Genomic DNA, 23,238 nt, shown 5'->3' with positions numbered 1-23,238 from the left:
CCCGGCCCGCGCCCCCCGCGAACACCTGTAGATCACACTATCCCCTCCCACAACCACCGACGGTGCGGAAAGCTGCCGGCCGTACTCGCCGACCCAGGGTGAGCGCGCGGCCGCGAAGCGACCGCACGCGAACATGTCGCCTCGCGCCGCAGAGGCGGCGGCGCGAGCGCCGGTACCCGCCGCCGAAGGCAGCGGGCACCGGCGTAAACTAATCCAGTGACCCTCCAGGCCCTTATCGACGAACTCTCGCGCGCCTCCTCCGTCGAAAAGGCCCTGGCGAACGCGGGTCGTGACAGCGACTTCTCGCTCCCCGAGGGCATCCGTGCGCCCTTCCTCGCCGCGATGATGCGGCGCCGGATCGAGCGCGATCTTCCGGCGGCGATGCTCGTCGTCACCGCGACCGGTCGCGAATCCGAGAAGCTCCGCGAGAGCCTCGCCTGCTTCCTGCCCGAGGCGCAGATCATCGAGTTCCCGGCCTGGGAAACCCTCCCGCACGAACGCCTCAGCCCCAGCGCCGAGATCGTCGGCAAGCGCATCGACGCCCTCCGCCGCCTGGTCGAGTGGGAGCGGGCGACCGGCGACGCGACGAGCACGAAGGCCACGCCCCCCGTCATCGTCGTCGCCTCCGTCCGCGCCGCCCTCCAGCCCATCGCCTCCAACCTCACCGAGCTCGAGCCCGTCACCCTGACCCGCGGCGCCCGCGGCTTCGACCTGTCCGCCCTGTCGCTCCAGCTGGTCGAGCTCGCCTACTCGCGCGTCGACATGGTCACGCGCCGTGGTGAGTACGCGGTGCGCGGCGGCATCCTCGACGTCTTCCCGCCGATCGCCGAGCACCCCTTCCGCGTCGACTTCTTCGGCGACGAGGTCGAGGAGATCCGCGCCTTCTCGGTCGCCGACCAGCGCTCGCTCGAGCTCACGGTCGACACGGTGAGCCTCCCGCCGAGCCGCGAGCTCCTGCTCTCCGACGCCGTGCGCCAGCGCGCCCGCGAGATGCAGCACGAGTTCCCGAGCCTCGCCGGGATGCTCGAGAAGATCTCGGCCGGCATCCCCGTCGAGGGCATGGAGTCGCTCGCCCCCGCCCTGCTCGACGAGCTCGTCACGGTCGCCCACTACCTCCCGAAGGGCACGGCCGTCGCGGTCGTCAGCCCCGAGCGCGTCGCCACCCGCGCCGTCAACCTCTCCGAGACGAACCGCGAGTTCCTCTCCGCCGCCTGGACCGCCGCCACCGCCGGAGCCGAGGCCCCGATCGACCTGGCCTCGGGCGAGTTCATCAGTCTCACCGAGCTCCGCCACGCGGCCGGCACTAACCGCCCGTGGTGGACCCTGAGCGAGTTCCAGCAGGGCCCCGCCGACGACGAGATCCTGCCCGAGCACCGCGAGCTCGAAGAGCACCTCACCCTGCGCATCCAGGCCGATGCCGTGCCGAGCTTCCAGGGCAACGCCGAGGGCGCCATCGAGCACGTCGGCCGCCGCCTCGCCGACGGCTGGGTGGTCGCGGTCGCCGCCAAGGGCCAGGGCCTGGTCGAGCGCGCGAACGACGTGCTCTCCGAGCGCGAGATCCCGGCCCGCATCGTCGAGCTCTTCCCCGAGAAACCGGATGCGGGGGTCGCCTACCTGATCAAGGCCCCGGTCGAGCACGGCTTCGAGATCCCCGAGCTCAAGCTCGCCCTGATCGGCGAGACCGAGTTCTACGGCCGCACGATCGGCTACGACAACCGCCAGGTCAAGAAGCTCGCGAGCCGCCGCAAGAACGTCGTCGACCCGCTGCAGCTGAAGACGGGCGACTTCGTCGTGCACTCCACGCACGGCATCGGCAAGTTCCTCGAGCTGACCCAGCGCGAGGTCTCCAGCGGCGGCCGCAACGCCGTCAAGACGACCCGCGAGTACCTCGTGATCGAGTACGCGCCGAGCAAGCGCGGCTACCCGGGCGACAAGCTCTACGTGCCCACCGACCAGCTCGACCTGCTCAGCCGCTACGTCGGTGGCGAGGCCCCGAGCCTCAGCAAGATGGGCGGCAGCGACTGGTCGGCCGCGAAGGGCAAGGCCCGGAAGGCCGTCCGCGACATCGCCGTCGAGCTCGTCAAGCTCTACTCGGCGCGGATGGCCTCGAAGGGCCACGCCTTCGGCCCCGACACCCCCTGGCAGCACGAGCTGGAGGAGTCGTTCCCGTTCCAGGAGACCCCCGACCAGCTCACCGTCATCGACGAGGTCAAGGCCGACATGGAGCGGCCGATCCCGATGGACCGCCTGCTCTCCGGCGACGTCGGCTTCGGCAAGACCGAGATCGCCATCCGCGCCGCGTTCAAGGCGGTGCAGGACGGCAAGCAGGTCGCGATGCTCGTGCCCACGACCCTCCTCGTGCGCCAGCACCTCGAGACCTTCCAGGAGCGATTCGCCGGGTTCCCCGTGCACCTCAAGGCCCTCAGCCGGTTCCAGACCGACAAAGAGGTGAAGGAGACCATCGCGGGGCTCGCGGACGGCACGGTGGATGTCGTGATCGCGACCCACCGCATCCTGAGCGACAACATCGCCTTCAAAGACCTGGGCCTGCTGATCATCGACGAGGAGCAGCGCTTCGGCGTCGAGCACAAGGATCAGCTGAAGAAGCTGAAGACCAACGTCGACATCCTCGCGATGAGCGCGACGCCGATCCCGCGCACGCTCGAGATGGCGGTGACCGGCATCCGCGAGATGTCGACGCTCGCGACCCCGCCCGAGGACCGGCATCCGATCCTGACCTTCGTCGGGCCGTACTCGGACAAGCAGGTGGCCGCCGCCATCCGCCGCGAACTGCTGCGTGAGGGCCAGATCTTCTTCGTGCACAACAGGGTCTCGTCGATCAACCGGGTGGCCGCGCAGATCGCCGAGCTGGTGCCCGAGGCGCGGGTCGCCGTGGCGCACGGGCAGATGAACGAGCACGTGCTCGAGCAGGTGATCGTCGACTTCTGGGAGCGCAAGTTCGACGTGCTCGTCTCGACCACGATCATCGAGACCGGCATCGACATCGCGAACGCGAACACCCTGATCGTCGACCGGGCCGACAAATACGGACTCTCGCAGCTGCATCAGCTGCGCGGGCGCGTCGGTCGTGGGCGCGAGCGCGCCTACGCGTACCTGCTCTTCGACGAGCACAAGCCGCTCTCCGAGACCGCGAACGACCGGCTGAGCACCCTGGCGGCCAACAACGAGCTCGGCTCGGGCATCCAGGTGGCGTTGAAGGACCTCGAGATCCGCGGCGCTGGCAACCTCCTCGGCGGCGAGCAGGCCGGGCACATCGCGGGCGTCGGCTTCGACCTCTACCTGCGGATGATCGGCGAGGCGGTGTCGGCCTTCCGCGGCGACGTCGCCGAGGGCCAGACCGAGCTGCGGCTCGAGCTGCCGGTGGATGCGCACATCCCCGACGACTACGTCGACAGCGAGCGGCTCCGGCTCGAGGCCTACCAGAAGCTCTCGGCGGCGTCGGCACCGGCCGCGTCCGAGGATGCGATCGATCGCGTCCTCGAGGAGCTCACCGACCGCTACGGCTCGCCGCCGCCCCAGGTGCAGAGCCTGATCGCGGTGTCGCGTCTGCGTCGGCGGGCCCAGAAGGCGTCGCTCGGCGAGGTCGTGACGATGGGCTCGAACCTCCGTGTCGCGCCGGCCGACCTGCCCGACTCGCTGCAGGTGCGCCTGCAGCGGATGTACCCCGGCTCGAAGTACTTCGCCCAGACCAACGCCGTCTCGGTGCCGATGCCCGTCGTCGACGGCAAGCCCCTGGGCGATGCCGAGCTCATCGCGTGGGTGACGCAGCTCCTCGACACGATCTTCGCCCCGGCCAAGACCCCCACTCCCCAAACCTGACCCCTCCTCGCCGAGAAGTCACTTTCACGTCCGAATCCCGGGATTTAGACGTAAAAGTGACTTCTCGGCGGGGTGGTGGGGGAGACTTTCCCCATGCCCATTGAGATCCCGGATGCTCCTACCGAACTCGAGAAGCTGGTCGCGGTGACCGCGGTGCTGCGGGCGCCGGGCGGGTGCCCGTGGGACGCCGAGCAGACCCACGCGTCGCTCGTGCAGTACCTCGTCGAGGAGTCGCACGAGCTGATCGACGCGATCGAGTCGGGCGACCGGGACGCGATTCTCGAGGAGCTGGGCGACGTGCTCTACCAGGTGATCTTCCACGCCGACATCGCCTCGCAGACCGCGGGTGAGGACTTCGACATCCAGGATGTCGCCGCGCACATGACGGCGAAGATGGTGGGGCGTCATCCGCACGTCTTCGGCGACCTCGACCTCTCGACCGCAGGCGATGTCGAGAACGCCTGGGACACCTTCAAGGCGGCCGAGAAGCCCGCCCGCACGAGCGTGCTCGACGGCATCCCGTTCGGGATGCCGTCCCTCGCCCTCGCCGACAAGCTCCTCGGCAAGGCGGCCAAGGTCGGTGTGCACGTCGCCCCCGCGGTGGCGACTGCCATTAATTCCACCGCGGCAGCCACCGAGGAGGAGCTCGGTGCCCAGCTCCTCTCCCTCGTGGCCACCGCGAAGTCCCAGGGCCTCGACGCCGAGCGCGCCCTCCGCACCACCCTCCGAACCCTCCGCGCCGACATCACCGCCGCCGAGTCCGCGCCCGCCGAATCGGCGGAGTCCACCACGCGCGACTGAGCCCGGGTCAGGCGATGCGGCTGCCTCGGGCGAGGCGGCGGGCGGGGGTGCGGGTGGCGTGCCAGGCGCCGAAGAGGGCCAGGGCAGCCAGCGCCGACTGCAGTGCCAGACCGATGAACCAGCTCGGCACACCGGTGCGGAGCAGCTCCTCCGCGGTGGGGCCGTCGTCGGTGAATCCGTCGCCGAAGCCGTTGCCGTCGGTGCAGTAGTCGACGTACCGGTCGGTCTCGGGCGCCTGCTGCGCCGAACGGACTCCCGAGGCGATCCACCCGAACACGTTCGTCGGGTTGCCCGACGAGTCGAAGTCGCCGGCCGAGGCATCGGCCACGATCACGTACGGGTTGATGACCAGCAGGCCCCAGTAGTAGTCGAAGCGCGGGGCCGAGTAGGTCGACGTCGTGACGTCGGAGCAGGTGTACGTGCCGTCGGCGTTGTAGACCGAGGTCACGGTGGTCTGCGTGTACGGCGTCTGCGTGACCGCCCCGCCCAGGCCGAAGCCGATCAGGGTGCCGAGGCAGAGCGCGGCCACCGTGAGATAGCCGACGACGACCGAGAACAGGGGCTTCCGGATGAGGCCGGACAGGCCGACCCCGAGCGCCGCCAGCACCCCGAGCTCGGCCAGCAGGATGCCGAGCGACGAGAGCACGGTGGCGGCCGAGACGTCGCCGATCCCGATCGCGACGAGGAGGAACGGGACGGTCACGACCAGGAGCGCCAACGACGCGATCCACGCGGCCAGCCACTTGCCGATCACGATCTGGCCGGTCGCGATGCTCGTGACCTGGATCGTCGCGAGCGTTCCGCCCTCGCGTTCCCCGTTGATCGCGTTGCCGGAGAGCGCCGGCGAGATGAGGCTCGCGAGCAGCAGCACGAAGAAGACGATCGACGAGAACAGCGTGCCGCCGCTGGATCCCAGCCCGCCCGCGAGCACGGCGACCCCGATCGTGACGAGCGCGATCAGGGCGAAGAAGACGCCGAGGATGACGTACCAGGCCACCCCGCGCACGCGCTGCCTCAGCTCGAGCCCGACGATCAGGCCGACGCCCCGCCAGAAACCCCCGAAGCCCGCGAACCCGCCTGCGCGAGCACCGCCGGAACCGCCCGCGACGCCGCCGCCGAAACCGCCCCGGCTCATGCCATCCCCCCGCCCTGCAGCGCCTGCATCGTCCGTTCCAGCTCCCCGCTCGCCGGCGCGAACCAGCTGACCCGCACCCCGGCCGCGACCAGCGCCGCGAGCACGGCCGCCGCATCCGCCTCGTCGGTCATCGAGACCGTGAAGCCCTGGCCGTCGGTGCCGATCCGCAGCGGATCCACCCCGATCGACTCCAGCGCCGGCCCCAGCGCGAACCCGTCGAGGGTCTTGATGCGCCAGAGTCTGGCCGAGGCACGCACCGCGGCCACCGCATCCTGAGACGCGGTCACGCCGTGGTCGAGGTAGACCGCATCCGTCGCGACCTCGTCGAGCTCGGAGAGCACGTGGCTCGAGATCAGCACGGTGCGCCCCTCGCCGGCCAGGCGCTGCAGCAGTTCGCGCAGCTCGATGCGGGCCACGGGGTCGAGCCCCGAGGCAGGCTCGTCGAGCAGCAGCAGGCGCGGCTCGTTCGCGAGCGCCCGGGCGAGGCTCAGCTTCTGCTTCTGCCCGCGCGAGAGCACGCGGGTGGGCCGCGTGGCGAGCGACTCGAGCCCGACGGTGGCGATGAGCGCCGCGGCGCTCTGCGCGGCGACGGCCCGCGGATGCCCGTACATCCGCACCGTGGATTCCAGCGCTTGGCGCACGGTCAGGTTGGCCCAGGAACCGAGGCTGTCGGGCATCCAGCCGATCAGCGGGCGCGCGCGCAGCGGCTCGGCGACCGGGTCGAGCTCGGCGCCGCCGATACGGAGACGGATGCGGCCGGCGTCCGGCCGGAGCAGCGTCGCCAGCATGAGCATCAGAGTGGTCTTGCCCGAGCCGTTCGGTCCGATCAGCGCCGTGATCGACCCGGGCTCGGCGTGGAAGCTGACCGAGCGCACGGCGTGCACGTCTCCGAAGGAGCGTCGCACGTCGTCGACGACGAGACCGACCGGCTCTGCAGGCCCGGCCGGGCCGCGCGTGGGCGCCTGCCAGACGGACGGCTGCCCCGGAGGCACCGGCCCCGAGGGCGGCGGGGCGTACGAGGAGAAGTCGGGCTGCGGGTCGCTCATGGAGCCTTCCGGTTCGATCGCGGCGGTCCCCATCGACCCTACCGGTGTCGCTTCGCGGGCCTCCAGAAACCGCCCGGAGCATGAGCTCCAAGCACTCACCCGGGCACCCGCCCCGAGCATCCGTCCAGACCGACCCGGCGCCTTCGGTAACCTGGAAGACATGGCTTCCCCCGTCTCCCCGCCGCGCGGCATGCGCGACTTCCTGCCCGGCGACAAGGCCAAGCGCGAGCGCGTGCTCGGCCGCATCCGCGCGACCTACGCCGCCCACGGCTTCGACGAGATCGAGACACCCGTGGTCGAGGACTTCGCCCGCCTGCACTCCGGCCTCGGCGGCGACAACGAGAAGCTCGCCTTCAACGTCATGAAACGCGGCCTCGACGCCGAGGCGCTGACCCGCGCGGCCGAGGCCGACGACCCCGACACGCTCGCCGACCTCGGTCTCCGCTTCGACCTCACCGTGCCGCTCGCCCGCTTCTACGCCTCGCACCGCGCCGACCTGCCGCAGGTCTTCCGGAGCGTGCAGATCGCCCCGGTCTGGCGCGCCGAGCGCCCGCAGAAGGGCCGCTACCGCCAGTTCGTGCAGTGCGACATCGACATCATCGGCGAGCCCGGCATCCTGGCCGAGATCGAGCTGCTCACCGCGACCCTCGCCACGCTCGACACCCTCGGGCTGACCGGCTGCCGCATCCGTCTCAACGACCGCCGCATCCTGATCGGGATGCTCGAGGCCTTCGGCTTCGAGGCGGCCGAGCACGCACAGGTGCTGATCACGATCGACAAGCTCGACAAGGTCGGCACCGCCGGCGTGATCGCCGAGCTGCGAGACAGAGGTGCGGATGCCGCGGCCGTCGACGCCCTCGCCGCCTACTTCGAGACCACCCCGCCCGCGATCGCCGGCGGCGGCACGGCCGAGGGAGACGCCCTGGCCGTCGAGTCGACCCTGCTCGAGGGCGAGGCCATCGCGGCCGTGCTGCCCGCGGGCGTGGCTCCGGATGCGGTGGCCGGGCTGGCCGCGATCGGTGACGCCCTCCGCGAGGCCGACATCGACGGGGTGCTGGTCTTCGACCCGTTCCTCGTGCGCGGCATGGGCTACTACACCGGCACGATCTTCGAGATCGAGCACCCGGACTTCAGCTTCTCGCTCGGCGGCGGTGGCCGGTACGACGGCATGATCGGCCGCTTCCTCGGCGAGGAGGTCCCGGCCTGTGGGTTCTCGATCGGCTTCGAGCGCATCATCGACCTGATCGCCGACCCGGCCGATGCGGCGGGGGAGTCGATCGTGCTCGTGCACGACAAGCAGGCCGGCCCCACCCGCCTGCTCACGCTCAAGGCGCAGCTGGTCGCCCGCGGCGCCCGCGTGCGGCTCGAGCGGCGCACGAAGAACCTGGCCCCGCTGCTGGATCGTGCGGCCGCGGCCGGGTTCACGAGCTTCGCGATCGTGGGACGCGAGACGACGGATGCCGACCAGCTCGAGGTGCGTCCGCTCGGCAGCTGAGCGGGTCACGAACGGATTTCGCCCGCAGTGACCGATACATAGCTGAGCTATGTAAGATAGTTAACTGTGAATAACGAATCCGCTCCGACTCAGGAGCTCTCCGACCTCCTCTCCGACCTCGTGTCGGTCACCCACCGCCTCACCCGGATCGCGGCCCGCGCCACCGGCGAGACCACCTCGCCCGCCACCTGGCGCACGCTGAGCGTGCTCAGCACCTTCGGTCCCATGCGACTCGGCGAACTCGCCAAGCAGAGTCGTGTGACCCAGCCCACGATGACCAAGATCGTCGCCAACCTCAACGAGCTCGAGTGGATCCGCCGGATCGCCGACGTCGACGACGCCCGCGCCTGGCAGATCGCCCTCGCCCCCAAGGGCGTGAAGGCCCTCGGCGAGTGGCGTGCCCGCCTCGGCCAGGCTCTGGCGCCGCTGTTCGACGACCTCGACCACGACCAGATCGAGACGATCAGCCGTGCCGTGGACCTCCTGCACGAGTGCACCGACGTGCGCGCCTCCGACGTCGTGCGGGCCGCCTGATGACGGCCACGGCAGAACGGACCGGCACCGGCGGGAAGAACTCGATCCTGCACCAGCCCAAAGCCGTCTGGGCCGTGGCCTTCGCCTGCGTCATCGCGTTCATGGGGATCGGCCTGGTCGACCCCATCCTCCCGGCGATCGCCGACAGCCTCGACGCCACGCAGACCCAGACCTCGCTCCTGTTCACGAGCTACCTGCTGATCACGGGCTTCGCGATGCTCTTCACGAGCTGGATCTCGACCAGGATCGGCGCCCGCCGCACCCTGCTGATCGGGCTCGCGCTGATCGTCGTGTTCGCCCTCCTGGCCGGCCTGTCCGGCAACGTCGAGTCGGTCATCGGCTTCCGCGCCGGCTGGGGGCTCGGCAACGCGCTGTTCATCTCGACGGCGCTCGCGACGATCGTGGGTGCCGCCTCCGGCGGTGCCAGCTCGGCCATCATCCTGTACGAGGCCGCCCTGGGTCTCGGCATCGCGATCGGCCCGCTGCTCGGCGGGATCCTCGGCTCGATCAGCTGGCGCGGCCCGTTCTTCGGCACCAGCGTGCTGATGGCGATCGGCTTCATCGCGATCTTCACCCTGATGAAGAAGCCGACGGAGAAGCCCGTCCCGACGCCCCTGTCGGCGCCGTTCAAGGCCCTCACCCGCCCGGCGCTCGCCATCCTGGCCGTCGCCGCGCTGTTCTACAACATCGGGTTCTTCATCCTGCTGGCTTACACGCCCTTCCCGCTGGGGCTGAACGAGATCGGGCTCGGCCTGACCTTCTTCGGCTGGGGTCTGGCCGTCGCGATCACCTCGGTCTGGGTGGCGCCCCTCTTGACCCGCCGGATCCCGCGCACGCGGGTGCTCTGGACCGTGCTCATCCTGCTCGGCGCCGACCTGGTCGGGGCGGGCCTCTTGGTCGAGAACACCGCGGGCCTGATCACCTGCGTCGTCGTGGGCGGAGCCCTGCTCGGTGTCATGAACACGGTGCTCACCGAATCCGTGATGTCGGCCACCGACCTGCCGCGCCCGGTCGCCTCCTCCGCGTACTCCGCGGTCCGCTTCCTCGGCGGAGCGGTCGCCCCGCCCGTGGCGTCGCTGATCGCCGCGGCCTTCACCGCCGCGACCCCGTTCTACGTCGCCGCCGGATCGGTGGTCGTCGCCTCGCTGATCATCGTCTTCGGTCACCGCGCGATCGCGCACATCGATCACGAGGACGAGGGCGAGCTCGCCGAGGCCGAGGCGATCACCGCGGGGGAGCAGCTCTGACGAGTCCGCACACGCCGATACGTGCACGAAGAGAAAGATTGCACTTTCTGCAGTAATTAGTTGATTTGCGTCAACAACTGGTTTATAGTTGACGCAGATCAACTTTTTACTTTTGGAGAGAAGTGTCCCTGAAATCCTCTGAAGCGCCGGCGCAGACCGTCGACGCGACCTCCCGGCGCGGTGTCCTCGTCCCGCTGTCCGGGCTCCTGCTCGGCCTGTTCGTGGCGATGCTCGCGAGCACGGTCGTCTCGAGCTCCCTGCCGAAGATCATCGGCGACCTGGGTGGAACGCAGTCCGGGTACACCTGGGTCGTGACCGCGACGCTCCTGGCCACGACCGTGTCCACGCCCATCTGGGGCAAGCTCGCCGACCTCACCAACCGCAAGCTGCTCATCCAGATCTCGCTCGTCATCTTCGTCGTGGGCTCCGGCCTCGCCGGCCTCAGCCAGTCCACCGAGATGCTCATCTTCTTCCGCGTGCTGCAGGGCCTCGGTGCGGGTGGCCTCACCGCCCTCGTGCAGGTCGCGATGGCCGACATCATCCCGCCGCGTGAACGTGGCCGGTACATGGGCCTGCTCGGCGCGGTCATGGCCGTCGCCACCGTCGGCGGGCCGCTCCTGGGCGGCGTGATCACCGACTCGATCGGCTGGCGCTGGAACTTCTACATCGCGGTGCCGTTCGCCGTCGCGGCGATCATCGTGCTGCAGCGCACCCTGCGCATCCCGACCATCCGCCGCAAGGTGCGGATCGACTACCTCGGTGCCGCCCTCATCGCCGGTGGCGTCTCCCTGCTGCTGATCTGGGTGACCCTCGCGGGCAACCAGTTCGAGTGGGGCTCGGCCCCGAGCATCCTGATGGTCGCCGGAGCCGTCGTGCTCCTGGGCCTCGCCGTCCTGACCGAGTTCAAGGTCAAGGAGCCCATCATCCCGATGACCCTGTTCAAGAACCGCACGTTCTGGCTCGCGGTCGTCGCCTCGATCTCGGTGGGTGTCGCGATGTTCGGCACGAGCGTCTTCCTCAGCCAGTACATGCAGCTGGCCCGCGGCAAGACCCCGACCGAGTCGGGTCTGTTCACGATCCCGATGATCGCCGGCGTGCTGGTCTCCTCGATCGTGATCGGTCAGGTCATCAGCCGCACCGGCAAGTGGAAGCGGTACATGGTGACCGGTTCGATCCTGCTCACCATCGGCCTCGCCCTGATGAGCACGATCCGCTACGACACGAGCTTCGGCCTGGTCTTCCTCTACATGTTCGTGATGGGCGCCGGCGTCGGCATGGTCATGCAGAACCTCGTGCTGATCGTGCAGAACGCGGTCGACCCGCGGCAGATCGGTGTCGCCAGCGCCTCGGTCGCGTTCTTCCGCAGCCTCGGCGGCACGATCGGCGTGAGCGTGATGGGCGCCGTGCTCGGCAGCCGCATCACGACGCTGGTCACCGACGGCCTGGTGAAGATGGGCGTCGACCCGTCGCAGACCGGGGGACTCGGCGATGGGGGCATCCCGAACCTGTCGACGCTGCCCGACCCGATCCGCATCCTGGTCGAGTCGGCCTACGGTGAGGCCGTCGCCGACGTGTTCCTGATCGCGGTGCCGCTGGCCGTTATCTCGATCATCGCGATCGCCCTGCTGCCCAACCGCTCGCTCGGCACGAAGACCTCGGTCGAGCAGCTGGCCGAGGAGGAGGCGTCGACCGTGGTCGCCGTCTCGGGCGCCGAGGTCGCGGCCGACACCGAGGGCATCGCGCTCGAGCTGGCCGAGGACGAGCCCCGACGGAAGTGAGTGCAACGGCTACCCTGGAGGCTGTGAGCCAGCCCGACCGATCCGACGCCATGCTCTCCGTGGAGAGCGAGATGACGCGGGTCCTCCGGGGCGTGCGGGCGGCGCTGCAGCAGAACGCGGAGCGCTTCTCGCCCGAGCTCCAGCCTTCGGGGTACCTCGTGCTCGGCTTCCTCGCGAAGCGCCACCCGGCCCCTCCGGGCGAGATCATCGCCCAGATGGGGATGGACAAGAGCGCGGTCAGCCGGCAGCTGCGCATCCTGAAGGATCTCGGGTTCGTCACCAGCGTCCCGGATCCCGACGACCGGAGGGCGAGCCTCTACGCCCCCACCCCGGAGACCCTGGCCCGGCTGGCCGAGATCCGGGACGAGACCCACACCGTGTACGCCGAGGTGTTCGACGACTGGAGCGATGAGGACATCGCCCAGCTCGGCCGCCTCCTCGGCGCCTTCAACGACAGGATCGAGCGACGATGACGACGCTTCCAGGAACGAGTTCCTCCGGCCTCCGCGACTGCAAGCCCGGCCTCCGCGAACGCAAGAAGGAGGAGACCCGCACCGCCATCCACGAGGCCGCCCTCCGCCTGGTCGCCGACAACGGTGCGGCGGCGGCCTCGGTCGACGCGATCTGCTCCGAGGCGGGCGTCTCCACCCGCACCTTCTTCAACTACTTCCCATCGAAGGTCTCGGCCATCCTGGGTCTGTCGTCCTTCAAGGTGACGGATGCGCAGCGCGCGTCGTTCCTGGGCCGCGACGGCGAGCGGGGCCTGGTCCGCGACCTCTGCACCCTCGTCGGGGGCATCATGGACGACACCGCCCGCGAGGGCGTCGACCGTGCGGCCATCCGCGACCTGCTGGCCCGCCGGCCGGAGGTCGCCCCGGACATCATCAAGTTCGCCACCGAGCTGCGGGCCGACGTGGTCGAGCTCGCCGAAGGCCGCACCTCGCCGCACCGGGCCCAGCTCGCCGTGACCCTTGTGATGTCGGCGGTCGACTGCGCGCTGCACCGCCCGCTGGAAACCGATGCGGACGAGGAATTCACCGAGTGGTTGTTCGAGACGGTCACGGCCATGCAGGCCATCGGGCGCGACTCGTTAGACTAGCCAGCGGCGGGCCCGCGGCAATCGCGGCCCGACTTTTGCCTGATATCTGAGGAGAAACCACCCGTGGCACTCATCGAAGCCGTTGGCGCTCGAGAAATTCTGGACTCCCGAGGGAACCCGACCGTCGAGGTCGAGGTCCTGCTCGATGACGGCGTGGTCTCCCGGGCCGCCGTTCCCTCCGGCGCCTCCACCGGCGCCTTCGAGGCCTACGAACTGCGCGACGGCGACAAGGGCCGTTACCTCGGCAAGGGCGTGGAGAAGGCCGTCGACGCCGTCATCGACGAGATCGGCCCGGCGATCGAGGGCTTCGACGCCACCGACCAGCGCCTCGTCGACGGCGCGATGATCGCGCTCGACGGCACCGACAACAAGAAGCGCCTCGGCGCGAACGCCATCCTCGGCGTCTCGCTCGCCGTCGCCCGTGCCGCGGCCGACTCCTCCGACCTGCCCCTGTTCCGCTACGTCGGCGGCCCTAACGCGCACGTGCTGCCGGTCCCGCTGATGAACATCGTCAACGGTGGCGCGCACGCCGACACCGGGGTCGACATCCAGGAGTTCATGGCCGTCCCGCTGGGCGCCGAGACCTTCTCCGAGGCCCTCCGCTGGGGTGTCGAGACCTACCACTCGCTGAAGTCGCTGCTGAAGTCGAAGGGCCTCTCGACCGGCCTCGGCGACGAGGGCGGCTTCGCCCCCGAGCTGCCGAACAACCGCGAGGCGCTCGACTTCATCCTCGAGGCGATCACCCAGGCCGGCTTCACGCCCGGTAAGGACATCGCGCTCGCGCTCGACGTGGCCGCATCCGAGTTCTACGACAACGGCGCGTACACCTTCGAGGGCCAGAAGCGCTCGGCCGAAGAGATGTCGGCCTACTTCGCCGACCTCGTCGCCAACTACCCGCTGGTCTCGATCGAAGACCCGCTGAACGAGGACGACTGGGAGGGCTGGGCCCACCTGACCTCCGAGGTCGGCTCGAAGGTGCAGCTGGTCGGCGACGACCTGTTCGTCACGAACCCCGAGCGCCTCGCCACCGGCATCGCCCGGCACGCCGGCAACTCGATCCTCGTGAAGGTCAACCAGATCGGCACGCTGACCGAGACGCTCGACGCCGTCTCCCTCGCGCAGCGCTCCGGCATGACCGCGATCCTCTCGCACCGCTCCGGTGAGACCGAGGACACGACGATCGCCGACCTCGCCGTCGCGACCGACGCGGGCCAGATCAAGACCGGTGCGCCTGCCCGGAGCGAGCGTGTGGCCAAGTACAATCAGTTGCTGAGGATCGAAGAGGAGCTCGCCGAGGCGGCGGTCTACGCCGGCCGCGGCGCGTTCCCCCGGTTCACCGCGTAACAGCCGCTCCATCCAGGAGCGCCAGAGCCAGAGGTTTCCGATGCGGCAGCGCCCCCCGACATCCCGCAGCACTGCGCGGGTGCCGGTGGCGCTGCCGCATTCGGCGTCTCCGGCCACTCCGGCGAACTGGTTGCGCAGCATCCGCTTCTCGGGTTTCACGGTGCTGATGTTCGTGGTGATCGTGATGTTCGTCGTCATCATCGCCCCGGGCCTCCGCGTCTACATCGAGCAGCGGCAGCAGCTCGCGGCGCTGCACGCGGCGGTGGATGCGCGGACGAACGCGAACGACGACCTCACGAACGAGATCGCCCGCTGGAGCGACCCGGCCTACATCAAGGCCGAGGCGCGCGACCGGCTCTACTACGTGATGCCGGGTGAGACCAGCTTCCTGATCGTCGACGACCTGCCCCCGGCGGCCGACGACGCGCCGAGCGGCGTGAGCGACACGATCAGCACCACCGACGTCGACTGGCTGTCGTCGCTGTTCTCCTCCGGGATGACGGCGGGCCTGTCGACCCAGACCCCCGCCGAGCTGCAGGGTGACGGCCAGCTGCCCGCCGACGGCCAGCCCTCGAGTGGCCAGCCCACGGATGGACAGCAGCCCGCCGATGGCCAGCAGCCCGCCGCGCCCACCGGCTGAGACCCAGGAGTTCCATGACCACCCCGCCCTTCGAACCCGCGAGCGAGCGCGACCTCGCGGTCGCCTCGGCGCAGCTGGGCCGGCCCGTCCGCAACGTGCTCGGCATCGCCGCGCGCTGCGTCTGCGGCAACCCGACCGTCGTCGCCACCGCTCCGCGGCTGGCCGACGGAACCCCGTTCCCCACCCTCTACTACCTGTCGCACCCGGCGGCGACCGCGGCGATGAGCGACCTCGAGGCCGAGCACGTGATGGTCGAGTTCCAGGATGCGCTGGCCGGCGACGAGCTCGCCGCCGCGTACGCCGATGCCCACCAGGCCTACCTCGCCGACCGCTCCACCTTCGGCGACGTCCCCGAGATCGCCGGCATCTCGGCGGGCGGGATGCCCTCCCGCGTCAAGTGCCTGCACGCCCTCGCGGCCCACGCCCTCGCGGCCGGCCCCGGCGTCAACCCGATCGGCGATCTCGCCCTCGAGCGCGGCGACTGGTCGCCCCTCGTCTGCGAGTGCGTCGACTACGCGATCGAGCTCTGATGCCCGCCCGTGCCGTCCGACGCGCCGCCCTCGCGGTCGCGGTGGTCGGCGCGGTCGTCGTGCTGCCCCTCGGGGCCTCCGCCACGGTCGCGCCGGTGCCCTCCGCGCACGCCGACCAGGTGCGTTCGGCCGAGTACTGGCTCGCGGGCTACGGGTTCATGGATGCGTGGGACACCACCCGCGGCAAGGGCGCGACGGTCGCAGTGATCGACACCGGGGTCGACGGGAGCGTGCGGGAGCTCCGTGATGCGGTCGTCGACGGCACCGACATGTCCGGCATCGGTTCGCCGGACGGGCAGAAGCCTGTGGGCGACAGCTCGGAGCACGGCACCATGGTCGCCTCGCTGATCGCGGGACGCGGCACGGGTTCGGGCAACGGCGTGCTCGGCGTGGCACCCGAGGCATCCCTCCTCTCCGTGTCGGTCGCGCTCGGCGAGGGCTCGGTCGACTCGGACGACCAGATCGCCAAAGCCGTGCGCTGGGCGGTCGACCACGGTGCCGACGTGATCAACATGTCGTTGACCCGCAACAGCCTCGACTGGCCCGAGAGCTGGGACGAGGCGTTCTCCTACGCCTTCGACCACGACGTCGTCGTCGTGGCGGCCGCCGGCAACCGGGGGAGCGGCACGACCGAGGTCGGGGCTCCCGCCACGATCCCGGGGGTCGTCGCCGTCGCGGGCGTCGACAAGGCCGGTGACGCCAGCTTCGACGCGTCCTCGCAGGGCATCACGATCGCGGTCGCCGCGCCCAGCGAGCAGCTCGTCGGTGTGGTGCCCGGTGGGGGCTATGTCATCTGGGACGGCACGTCGGGCGCCGCGCCGCTGGTCAGCGGGCTGGCCGCGCTCGTGAAGGCCGCGCATCCGGAGCTCGACGCGGCGAACGTCATCAACCGCATCGTCGCCACGGCGACCACGAAGGGCACGCCCGTCCCCGGGCCGATCTACGGCTACGGGCTGATCGACGCGGTCGGCGCGGTCGCGGCGAAGGTGCCCGCGGTCACGGCGAACCCGATCGGCGATCTGAAGGCGTGGATCGCGACCTATCGGCCGTCCTCGAGCACCGACTCGATCGACACGCTGACCATCCCGGCCCCGACCGATCCCGCTACCGGGCAGCCGGTCGCGGACTCGCAGGATCCGGCGCCGGTCGCTGTGGAGCCGAGCCCGGGGGTGTACAGTCTCATCCACTGGGCGGTGCCGCTGGGGCTCCTGCTCGGGTTCCTCATCCTGGTCGCGACATTCGCCCTCGGAGCGGTCGCGCATTTCAAGGGGCTGCTGCGGAGGTAGTAGCCTGTAACCAGGCCCCTGTACTGAGGAGATCGTTTCACTGTGCCCAAGATTTTGATCGTCGGCGGCGGTTACGCCGGTTTCTACACCGCTTGGAAGCTGGAGAAGTGGCTTCGTGCCGGCGAGGCCGAGGTCACGGTCGTCGACCCGCTGCCCTACATGACCTACCAGCCCTTCCTCCCCGAGGTCGCCGCCGGATCGATCGAGCCGCGTCACGCGGTCGTCGGCATCCGTCGCCACCTCAAGAAGACCCGCGTCATCGCCGCGAAGGTCACGCACATCAGCCACGCCACGAAGACCGCGACGATCACGCCGGTCGAGGGTGCGGGCGAGCCGTGGGAGGAGACGTACGACCAGATCGTCGTCACCGCCGGCGCCGTGTCGCGCACCTTCCCGATCCCGGGTGTCGCGGATGAGGCGATCGGCCTGAAGACGATCGAGGAGGCGACCGCGATCCGCGACCGCATCCTCACCAACTTCGACAAGGCGGCGCTCCTGCCGGCCTGCCCCGAGCGCGACCGTCTGCTGACCGTCGTCGTCGTCGGCGGTGGCTTCGCGGGCATCGAGGTCTTCGCCGAGCTGCGCTCCTTCGTCTCGGCACTGCTGGACAGCTACCCCGAGATCGGCTTCGAGGACACGCACTTCCACCTGATCGAGGCGATGGGCCGCATCATGCCCGAGGTCAGCCTGCCGACCTCGCTCTGGGTGATCAAGAACCTGGCCGAGCGCGGTGCGCAGATCCACCTCGACACGCAGCTGAAGTCCGCGGTCGGCGGCGTCATCGAGCTCTCCACCGGCGAGTCGTTCGAGTCGGACACGATCATCTGGACCGCGGGCGTCATGGCCACGCCGGACATCAAGAACTCCGACCTCCCGATCGAGGAGCGCGGTCGTCTCCGCGTGCGCGCCGACCTGCGGGTCGAGGGCGACGACGGCATCGTCGAGGGCGCCTGGGGCGCCGGCGACGTGTCGGCCGTGCCCGACCTCACCGGTGGCGGCGTCGGCGGCTACTGCGTGCCGAACGCCCAGCACGCCGTGCGTCAGGGCAAGCTGCTCGCGAAGAACATCGTCGCCGACCTGCGCGGCGAGGGCGTCAAGGACTATTACCACAAGAACTTGGGCGCGGTCGCCGGCCTCGGCATCGGCGTCGGCGTCTTCCAGTCCGGCAAGCTCGCGATCAAGGGCCTCCCGGCCTGGTTCGCGCACCGCGGCTACCACGGCCTGGCGATGCCGTCGTGGGAGCGCAAGATCCGCGTGGTCTGGGGCTGGGTGAACAACTTCTTCCTCGGCCGCGACAACGTCTCGCTCGCGGCGCGCGAGCACCCGCGTGCCGCGTTCGAGGAGTTCGCGGCGCGTCCGCGTGCCGCGGCCCCGGCGGCTGCTCCCGCTGCAGCGGCGGCGCCCGCGGAGTCGGCTCCGGCAGCCGGCGCCCAGAACCCCCAGCTCCCCGGTTCGCACAGCTCGGAGCCCTCGGCCACGGCCGAGGTCAACGGCGTCACCGCGACCGACAGCGCCCCCGAGGCGCCCAAGGTCGAGCCGAAGACGAAGGCGAAGGCCAAGTAGCGCCGCGTTTCGCGTCACCGGAGAACGCCCCGCAGCCTCAGGCTCGGGGCGTTCTCCCGTTCATCGCGTAACGTACGGTGATGAAGGCGGGCCCCCATAGCCCAATCGGCAGAGGCAGACGACTTAAAATCGTTTCAGTGAGGGTTCGAGTCCCTCTGGGGGTACCACGTGCGCGGCCCTCTGTCGTCCTGCATGGGGTCACGGCGGGGTGTTGGAGTAGAGGCTGTTCTCGGTGCGGTCGAGACGGGTGAGGATCTGCTGGAGGATGTACTCGACGGGAGCACGCATTCCCTCTTCCCGCTGCTCGGACACCGGGACGACCTCGCTGAAACTCACTGAGATCTGCCGAGAACCGACTTCGCACAGCTCTGCGAACGTGAGCTCGCCCCCACTGACACCGAAGTTGTCACCGGGGACATCCATGCAGGTGTGGCCCGCGATCGTGCTGTCCGCCTCGTCGATCTCCCGGTTCTCTCCATCGAAGGTGCGGATGGTGACGAGTCCGTACCCGCCGGGGCCGGTCGGATCATCGATCCCGAATCGGCAGTCCGCACCGTTTGCAAACGTCGTGACCTCTCCCTCGTCGAGCACGAGGGGTGGGGCCAGTGCGACCACCTCCGCCCTCGGCTGGTCGAACAATTCGCAGACGCGCGGGCCGAGCATGGCTTCCACGGCGTCGTCCTCGCTGGCGAAGTACTCCGACCCGGTCCACGCTCCGTCGCCCGTGCTGGCCGAACCACCTTCGTCCGGGGCGCCCCCGTCGGCTGTGGCTGGGGCTGGCTCGTGTTCTTCGGGTGCCGAGGCCTGATCGGTCTGGGTCACGCCGGAGTCCTGGACAGGGCTACTATCAGCCCGCTCAGAACAGGACGCGAGGCCGGCTGCCAAGGTGCAGGCGAGCGTCACGACCGTGAGTGTTCGGATGGGCGAGCCAGCGTAGGGCATGCTCGAAGGCTAGTGCTTACATGGACGGTGCCGGGTATTCCCCGCCCCGGGCGAGCTCGACAGGACCGTGAACCCAGGGTCGGCCGGTCAGGCCGGCGGGTCGGCGTCGGGGTCGTCGTCCGGGGCGATGGGCAGGAGCGCGATGGGGATGCCGGGCCCGACGAGCAGCTCGGCCGGCTGGAGTTGACCCTCGCCGTGGTTGACCGAGACCCAGGCCGCCGGCCCCGACGCGGCCGCCGTGATGGCTGCCTTCATCGCCTGGTAGTCCTGCTCTCCGACGGAGTAGTGCGCGCCGTCGTAGAGGATGTCGATCCGCTTCATGAACCGTCCTCCACCGCGCGCGACCCGGTCTCGCTCGGTTCGGGGACAACGCGCAGCCCCTGCGACGAGTTCGCGGTGAGCATGAGCTCGTCGACCCAGCGCCGATTGATCAGCGGCGCACGACCTCCGTGGAACTTGAAGACCAGCGGCGCCATCGGATAGATCCAGATCACGCTGCGCCCGTCTCCGTTTCGCGGGTCGTCCTTCCACGCGAAGAAGAACGACTCGTTCCGTCTCAATTTCGCGCCGATGACCAGGTGCAGGTGGGCCAGGATGCGGTCGTCGAAATCGATCGTCATCGTGGAGTCGTAGATGAGCTTGCCCACGGTGGGGTCTCCCGTCGAAGGTCCGGGATCTGGGGACCTGTCGTAAGAGTGTCACGTTCCGCAGCTGACTGCTAGCGGCGGGTGACGTTGAGCGCCGCCGGCACGGCGGCCGCGATGGCGAGCTTGTGACAGGCCAGGGCGGCGTCGGCGAGCTCTTCGTAGTAGCCGTCGCCGAGCAGGCGCCGCGGCTCGTCGTAGGTGACGGTGCGCCACCGCGACACCGGCGCACCCTGCAAACGCACGTCGACCCAGCGGATGATCGCGAACGGCTCGGGCGTGCCGGGTCGCGGATAGTAGAACTCGATCGGCATGACGGCCTGGACGGGATGCCATTCGGGCACTCGGGGGCTCCTTTCTGAGAGGGAGCGCGCCGGCCCGCGCATGCCGAGCGTAGGCCGAGCCGCCGACATCCGCCCGACATCCCCCGGGACCGGCCGCGCTGGGCCAGGCTGGGGGGATGGATGATCGAGATCACGACGAGAAGCGGCACGACCAACTGACGACCGCCCCGAAATCGACCGAGGAGGATGCGGCGCCGAGGATCGACGTCACCGAGAAGGCCGACGGCGTCAGGCGCATCGACGTGCGCGACGACGCCGCGGTGCGCCCGGGCATGGACCCGGCACTGGACCAGGACTGACCCGCCCGGATCCCGAGCGGGTCAGTCTCGGGTCATTCCCGAAGAGAGTCAGCAGGGAACCCGCGAGCGTCAGCCCCGGCGGCGGAGAGTCCGGCGGCGGAGGACGATCAGCAGGGACGCGCCGGCGAGCATCGCCGCGAGCGGGCCCGCCGTCAGCAGGGGCGAGGGAGCCTCGGCGCCCGTCGCCGCGAGCGAACCCGATCCTCGGACCACGGTCGTGCTGCCCGAGCCACCGGCCGCGTTCCCGCCACCGGTTCCGGTGCCAGACCCGGTGGTGCCGGTGCCGGAACCCGAACCCGAGCCGGAGCCGCCGGTACCGGAACCCGATCCACCGGTTCCCCCGTTCCCGGTGTCACCGCCCGATCCACCACCGGTCGGCGGTGTCACGGGAGCCGCCTGCACGTCGATCGTGAACTCGCGCACCGCATCCGGGCCCGTGCCGTTCGTCGCGGTGATCGTGAAGGTCGAGCTCCCGGTCGCCGTCGGCGTGCCCGAGATGCTCCCGGTGTCGGCGTCGAACGTGAGCCCGGCCGGCAGAGCGCCCGAGGTCACGGTGTAGGTCGGTGAGGGCGAACCCGTCGAGGTGACGTCGTACTCGTACGACGTGCCGACCGTGCCGCCGGGTGTCGTGGTCCCCGTGAACACGGGGCTGATGACCGACGGAGGGCAGTCCTCCGGAGCGGTGATCCGGTCGTTGATCAGCGTCACCTCGGCGGTCAGCGCCATCAGGCGTCCGCTGACGGTCACGCCGTTTCCCACCGTGACCGCGTCGGAGGCCATCACCGTGCCGACGAGGGTCGAGGATGCTCCGAGCGTCGCCGCGGAGCCGACCTGCCAGTAGACGTTGCAGATCGACGCCTCACCGGTCAGGATCACGGAACTCCCGGCGCCGGTCTTGAAGGTGCTGTCGGCCTGGAAGACCCACACCGAGTCGGCCGTGCCGGCCAGGGTCAGCTGACCGTTCAGCGAGAGCTCGCCCCCGGAGTAGACACCCGGGGTCAGTGACAGGCCGCCGAGGTCGCTGAGACCGCTGACCGTGGGGTTCAGTCCGGCTGCGACCCCATAGGCCGCCGACAGATGGTCTTTCGCGAGGCTGGCGGGGCCGTTCGCCACGTTGGTCTCGCCGTTGACGGTACCGGGCGGGAACCCGGTGACGGAGGTCTGCGGGCTGAGCCCGAGCCAGCCGTTGAGCACGCTCGGCCCGGTGTTCGTCACGCTGCTCGCGGCGAGGACGCTGTAGTCACCGGCTGTGAGCAGATCGATCTGCGTCGGCGCATCCGCGGCGCTCACCGGTGCCGCTGTGGTCGAGCCGGCGACGACCAGCCCCGTGCATCCGGCCAGCCCTCCGGCGATGATCAAGAAAATTTTGCGTACACCTGTAGTGTGCATGGCCCCATCCCTACCCAATAGGAGGGGCGTCTTTACCTGTGGTCCGGAAGCTAATACGCCGCTCTGTCCTGCTCGGATCTTGGCAGGTGGCGGAACAGAAGTCCATGGTCCGCCGCGCTCTGGGGGCTGATGCGCAGGTTGCGTACCCTCGGGTGCACCGTCTTCAGTAGTGCGCGCGATCCTCAGGAGACGTACGGTGGGAGTTCAGCGGAGGCGAAGCCGCTGAACGAGGGCGATCCCGACCTCCGGGACGCCCGCCTGGGAGACGCAGATGTCCGACCCGAGACCGGGGAGCACGACCACCCGTCCGTTGACGGTCGGGGTGTTCGACGCGGATGCCGCTGTGCTCCAGAACAAGGCCGCGCAGCTGCGTGCCCTGCCCGACGTCGACCTGCGGATCACGGCGGGCTCGCTCGGCCAGCTCCTCACCGACCCCTCTTTCCCCACCGACGTGGTCATCGTGCAGCAGCGGCCGGGGGAGCGGGTGTCGATCAACTACAAGATCCGCGTCTGCCGCCTGGCCGATGCCCGGGTGATCGTGGTCGAGAACGACGGCGACGAGCTCGCGACCGACGTGGGGCTGTTGATGACCCCGGTCGGCAGCTTCGACGACGCGATCGCCCTGCTGGGGCCCGATACGCCGAATACGACCGATACGCTCGAGCCGCGCTAGAGCTCGATCTTCGAGTGCGCCCCGAGTCGGTGCCAGGTGCGGTTGTGGTACACCAGCGGTTCGGCCTCGGCGGCATCGGCGGAGGGGTCTCCGGCCGGGGGAGCCTTGGTCTCGAGCGCCTGCACCGCGACGACCGTCGACCCGCCCGCCTCCATCTTGTTCACCACGCGCCCCCGGATCCACGCGTGCGCGGCGGGGAAGTACGGCTCTCCCGTGGGCAGCCGAGTCCAGATCGAGGTGTCGGCGAAGCGGTCGATGCCGCTCGTGGCCCCGAGTTTCGCGATGTCGAGCTGACCGGCGCCGAGCAGGTGCACCACGACGGTGTCGGCCTTGCGGATGGTCGGCGTGCTCGAGGAGAGATCGGAGACGGAGAAGACCAGGAGCGGCGGCTCGGCACTGACCGAGAAGACCGAGGTGGCGGTGAGGGCGACGGGCCCGTCACCGGCGTCGGCCGTGATCACGGCGACCCCGGCCGGATGGTTGCGGAACGCGGCCTTGAACTCATCGGGCGTCACCACGCTCTCCGAGCTCGGATGCGCGAACAGGTTGTCACGCCGGGCCCCGGTCGCCTCGGTAGCACGCTCATGAGGGGGCTCGGGGGCGTCGGGC

General features: G+C 70.0%; 23 protein-coding genes and 1 tRNA gene. 16 read left to right on the top strand and 8 right to left on the bottom strand.

Going from position 1 to position 23,238, the window contains the following annotated elements:
* The first annotated feature begins 216 nt into the window (after nt 1–216).
* Together mfd and HSO01S_RS08930 are read left to right on the top strand one after the other, a co-directional pair.
* Nucleotides 217–3,840 carry a transcription-repair coupling factor gene (gene mfd / locus HSO01S_RS08935; RefSeq protein WP_066040499.1) on the top strand — a complete coding sequence of 1,208 codons (3,624 nt, stop codon included), beginning with the start codon at nt 217–219 and terminating at the stop codon, nt 3,838–3,840.
* A gap of 93 nt (nt 3,841–3,933) precedes the next feature.
* Nucleotides 3,934–4,641: a nucleoside triphosphate pyrophosphohydrolase gene (locus tag HSO01S_RS08930; protein WP_066040498.1), complete on the top strand. Its 708-nt coding sequence runs from the start codon at nt 3,934–3,936 to the stop codon at nt 4,639–4,641.
* Between the two features lie 7 nt (nt 4,642–4,648).
* Here HSO01S_RS08930 and HSO01S_RS08925 read toward each other — a convergent pair whose 3' ends face one another.
* Entirely contained in the window at nt 4,649–5,776 is a 1,128-nt protein-coding gene (locus tag HSO01S_RS08925; protein WP_066040496.1) for an ABC transporter permease, read from the bottom strand.
* Nucleotides 5,773–6,822 carry an ABC transporter ATP-binding protein gene (locus tag HSO01S_RS08920; protein ID WP_084361523.1) on the bottom strand — a complete coding sequence of 350 codons (1,050 nt, stop codon included), beginning with the start codon at nt 6,820–6,822 and terminating at the stop codon, nt 5,773–5,775. The genes HSO01S_RS08925 and HSO01S_RS08920 overlap by 4 nt, the downstream gene beginning before the upstream one ends.
* 160 nt (nt 6,823–6,982) lie before the next feature.
* On the opposite strand from HSO01S_RS08920, the gene hisS reads away from it, so the two are divergent.
* The 12 genes from hisS (at nt 6,983) to HSO01S_RS08860 (ending at nt 18,505) form a co-directional block, all read left to right on the top strand.
* The gene (gene hisS, locus HSO01S_RS08915; RefSeq protein WP_066040494.1) at nt 6,983–8,317 is read left to right on the top strand and encodes a histidine--tRNA ligase; all 1,335 of its coding nucleotides are present in this window, start codon (nt 6,983–6,985) and stop codon (nt 8,315–8,317) included.
* Nucleotides 8,318–8,383: 66 nt separating this feature from the next.
* Nucleotides 8,384–8,851, top strand: a complete 468-nt coding sequence (locus tag HSO01S_RS08910; RefSeq protein WP_066040492.1) for a MarR family winged helix-turn-helix transcriptional regulator — start codon at nt 8,384–8,386, stop codon at nt 8,849–8,851.
* The gene (locus tag HSO01S_RS08905; RefSeq protein WP_066040489.1) at nt 8,851–10,098 is read left to right on the top strand and encodes an MFS transporter; all 1,248 of its coding nucleotides are present in this window, start codon (nt 8,851–8,853) and stop codon (nt 10,096–10,098) included. Before HSO01S_RS08910 ends, HSO01S_RS08905 begins: the two co-directional genes overlap by 1 nt.
* A gap of 227 nt (nt 10,099–10,325) precedes the next feature.
* Nucleotides 10,326–11,876, top strand: a complete 1,551-nt coding sequence (locus HSO01S_RS08900; protein WP_245635959.1) for an MDR family MFS transporter — start codon at nt 10,326–10,328, stop codon at nt 11,874–11,876.
* Nucleotides 11,877–11,899: 23 nt separating this feature from the next.
* Nucleotides 11,900–12,349: a MarR family winged helix-turn-helix transcriptional regulator gene (locus HSO01S_RS08895; protein ID WP_066040485.1), complete on the top strand. Its 450-nt coding sequence runs from the start codon at nt 11,900–11,902 to the stop codon at nt 12,347–12,349.
* Nucleotides 12,346–12,975, top strand: a complete 630-nt coding sequence (locus HSO01S_RS08890) for a TetR/AcrR family transcriptional regulator (RefSeq protein WP_066040483.1) — start codon at nt 12,346–12,348, stop codon at nt 12,973–12,975. The genes HSO01S_RS08895 and HSO01S_RS08890 overlap by 4 nt, the downstream gene beginning before the upstream one ends.
* A gap of 63 nt (nt 12,976–13,038) precedes the next feature.
* Nucleotides 13,039–14,319: a phosphopyruvate hydratase gene (eno, locus tag HSO01S_RS08885; protein WP_066040481.1), complete on the top strand. Its 1,281-nt coding sequence runs from the start codon at nt 13,039–13,041 to the stop codon at nt 14,317–14,319.
* Between the two features lie 40 nt (nt 14,320–14,359).
* Nucleotides 14,360–14,959 (top strand): FtsB family cell division protein, encoded by a 600-nt coding sequence (locus tag HSO01S_RS08880; RefSeq protein ID WP_084361492.1) that lies wholly within the window; start codon nt 14,360–14,362, stop codon nt 14,957–14,959.
* A gap of 14 nt (nt 14,960–14,973) precedes the next feature.
* On the top strand, nt 14,974–15,489 hold the full coding sequence (locus HSO01S_RS08875) for a DUF501 domain-containing protein (RefSeq protein WP_066040479.1): 516 nt from the start codon (nt 14,974–14,976) through the stop codon (nt 15,487–15,489).
* Nucleotides 15,489–16,775 carry a S8 family peptidase gene (locus HSO01S_RS08870; RefSeq protein ID WP_066040478.1) on the top strand — a complete coding sequence of 429 codons (1,287 nt, stop codon included), beginning with the start codon at nt 15,489–15,491 and terminating at the stop codon, nt 16,773–16,775. Before HSO01S_RS08875 ends, HSO01S_RS08870 begins: the two co-directional genes overlap by 1 nt.
* Nucleotides 16,776–16,817: 42 nt before the next feature.
* Nucleotides 16,818–18,338: an NAD(P)/FAD-dependent oxidoreductase gene (locus tag HSO01S_RS08865; protein WP_084361491.1), complete on the top strand. Its 1,521-nt coding sequence runs from the start codon at nt 16,818–16,820 to the stop codon at nt 18,336–18,338.
* Between the two features lie 90 nt (nt 18,339–18,428).
* Nucleotides 18,429–18,505: transfer RNA gene (locus tag HSO01S_RS08860), tRNA-Leu, on the top strand.
* Between the two features lie 31 nt (nt 18,506–18,536).
* On the opposite strand, the gene HSO01S_RS08855 is transcribed toward HSO01S_RS08860, so the two are convergent.
* The 4 genes from HSO01S_RS08855 to HSO01S_RS08840 all read right to left on the bottom strand — a co-directional run bounded on the left by HSO01S_RS08855 (nt 18,537) and on the right by HSO01S_RS08840 (nt 20,268).
* Entirely contained in the window at nt 18,537–19,280 is a 744-nt protein-coding gene (locus tag HSO01S_RS08855; RefSeq protein WP_157078975.1) for a hypothetical protein, read from the bottom strand.
* Nucleotides 19,281–19,367: 87 nt separating this feature from the next.
* Nucleotides 19,368–19,601: a hypothetical protein gene (locus HSO01S_RS08850; RefSeq protein ID WP_066040473.1), complete on the bottom strand. Its 234-nt coding sequence runs from the start codon at nt 19,599–19,601 to the stop codon at nt 19,368–19,370.
* Nucleotides 19,598–19,927, bottom strand: coding sequence for a DUF7882 family protein (locus HSO01S_RS08845; protein WP_066040471.1), 330 nt, complete (start codon nt 19,925–19,927; stop codon nt 19,598–19,600). The genes HSO01S_RS08850 and HSO01S_RS08845 overlap by 4 nt, the downstream gene beginning before the upstream one ends.
* A gap of 71 nt (nt 19,928–19,998) precedes the next feature.
* Nucleotides 19,999–20,268: a hypothetical protein gene (locus HSO01S_RS08840; RefSeq protein WP_066040469.1), complete on the bottom strand. Its 270-nt coding sequence runs from the start codon at nt 20,266–20,268 to the stop codon at nt 19,999–20,001.
* A gap of 116 nt (nt 20,269–20,384) precedes the next feature.
* Between HSO01S_RS08840 and HSO01S_RS08835 the strand changes: the two genes are divergently transcribed.
* On the top strand, nt 20,385–20,567 hold the full coding sequence (locus tag HSO01S_RS08835) for a multidrug transporter (protein WP_066040467.1): 183 nt from the start codon (nt 20,385–20,387) through the stop codon (nt 20,565–20,567).
* Between the two features lie 69 nt (nt 20,568–20,636).
* On the opposite strand, the gene HSO01S_RS08830 is transcribed toward HSO01S_RS08835, so the two are convergent.
* Complete coding sequence (locus tag HSO01S_RS08830; protein WP_066040465.1) at nt 20,637–21,926, bottom strand: ice-binding family protein; 1,290 nt, start codon at nt 21,924–21,926, stop codon at nt 20,637–20,639.
* Nucleotides 21,927–22,227: 301 nt separating this feature from the next.
* Here HSO01S_RS08830 and HSO01S_RS08825 point away from each other — a divergent pair, with 301 nt between their 5' ends.
* Nucleotides 22,228–22,629, top strand: coding sequence for a hypothetical protein (locus tag HSO01S_RS08825; protein WP_157078974.1), 402 nt, complete (start codon nt 22,228–22,230; stop codon nt 22,627–22,629).
* Here the strand turns inward: HSO01S_RS08825 and HSO01S_RS08820 are convergent.
* Nucleotides 22,626–23,174 (bottom strand): flavin reductase family protein, encoded by a 549-nt coding sequence (locus HSO01S_RS08820; RefSeq protein ID WP_066040788.1) that lies wholly within the window; start codon nt 23,172–23,174, stop codon nt 22,626–22,628. The two genes, HSO01S_RS08825 and HSO01S_RS08820, sit on opposite strands and share 4 nt — an antisense overlap.
* Nucleotides 23,175–23,238 lie beyond the last annotated feature (64 nt).

The sequence above is a fragment of the Herbiconiux solani NBRC 106740 genome (genome assembly GCF_001571005.1).
Classification (GTDB): Bacteria; Actinomycetota; Actinomycetes; order Actinomycetales; family Microbacteriaceae; genus Herbiconiux; species Herbiconiux solani.
This window is presented reverse-complemented; position numbering and strand designations above follow the sequence as displayed.

Excerpts from the sequence above, each read along its gene's own strand:
- HSO01S_RS08835 (WP_066040467.1), top strand. The coding sequence starts at position 20,385 with ATGGATGATCGAGATCACGACGAGAAGCGGCACGACCAACTGACGACC.
- HSO01S_RS08905 (WP_066040489.1), top strand. The coding sequence starts at position 8,851 with ATGACGGCCACGGCAGAACGGACCGGCACCGGCGGGAAGAACTCGATC.
- HSO01S_RS08890 (WP_066040483.1), top strand. The coding sequence starts at position 12,346 with ATGACGACGCTTCCAGGAACGAGTTCCTCCGGCCTCCGCGACTGCAAG.
- HSO01S_RS08855 (WP_157078975.1), bottom strand. The coding sequence starts at position 19,280 with ATGCCCTACGCTGGCTCGCCCATCCGAACACTCACGGTCGTGACGCTC.
- HSO01S_RS08875 (WP_066040479.1), top strand. The coding sequence starts at position 14,974 with ATGACCACCCCGCCCTTCGAACCCGCGAGCGAGCGCGACCTCGCGGTC.
- HSO01S_RS08850 (WP_066040473.1), bottom strand. The coding sequence starts at position 19,601 with ATGAAGCGGATCGACATCCTCTACGACGGCGCGCACTACTCCGTCGGA.
- HSO01S_RS08825 (WP_157078974.1), top strand. The coding sequence starts at position 22,228 with ATGTCCGACCCGAGACCGGGGAGCACGACCACCCGTCCGTTGACGGTC.
- HSO01S_RS08925 (WP_066040496.1), bottom strand. The coding sequence starts at position 5,776 with ATGAGCCGGGGCGGTTTCGGCGGCGGCGTCGCGGGCGGTTCCGGCGGT.
- hisS (WP_066040494.1), top strand. The coding sequence starts at position 6,983 with ATGGCTTCCCCCGTCTCCCCGCCGCGCGGCATGCGCGACTTCCTGCCC.
- HSO01S_RS08920 (WP_084361523.1), bottom strand. The coding sequence starts at position 6,822 with ATGAGCGACCCGCAGCCCGACTTCTCCTCGTACGCCCCGCCGCCCTCG.
- HSO01S_RS08930 (WP_066040498.1), top strand. The coding sequence starts at position 3,934 with ATGCCCATTGAGATCCCGGATGCTCCTACCGAACTCGAGAAGCTGGTC.
- HSO01S_RS08900 (WP_245635959.1), top strand. The coding sequence starts at position 10,326 with ATGCTCGCGAGCACGGTCGTCTCGAGCTCCCTGCCGAAGATCATCGGC.
- HSO01S_RS08870 (WP_066040478.1), top strand. The coding sequence starts at position 15,489 with ATGCCCGCCCGTGCCGTCCGACGCGCCGCCCTCGCGGTCGCGGTGGTC.
- HSO01S_RS08880 (WP_084361492.1), top strand. The coding sequence starts at position 14,360 with ATGCGGCAGCGCCCCCCGACATCCCGCAGCACTGCGCGGGTGCCGGTG.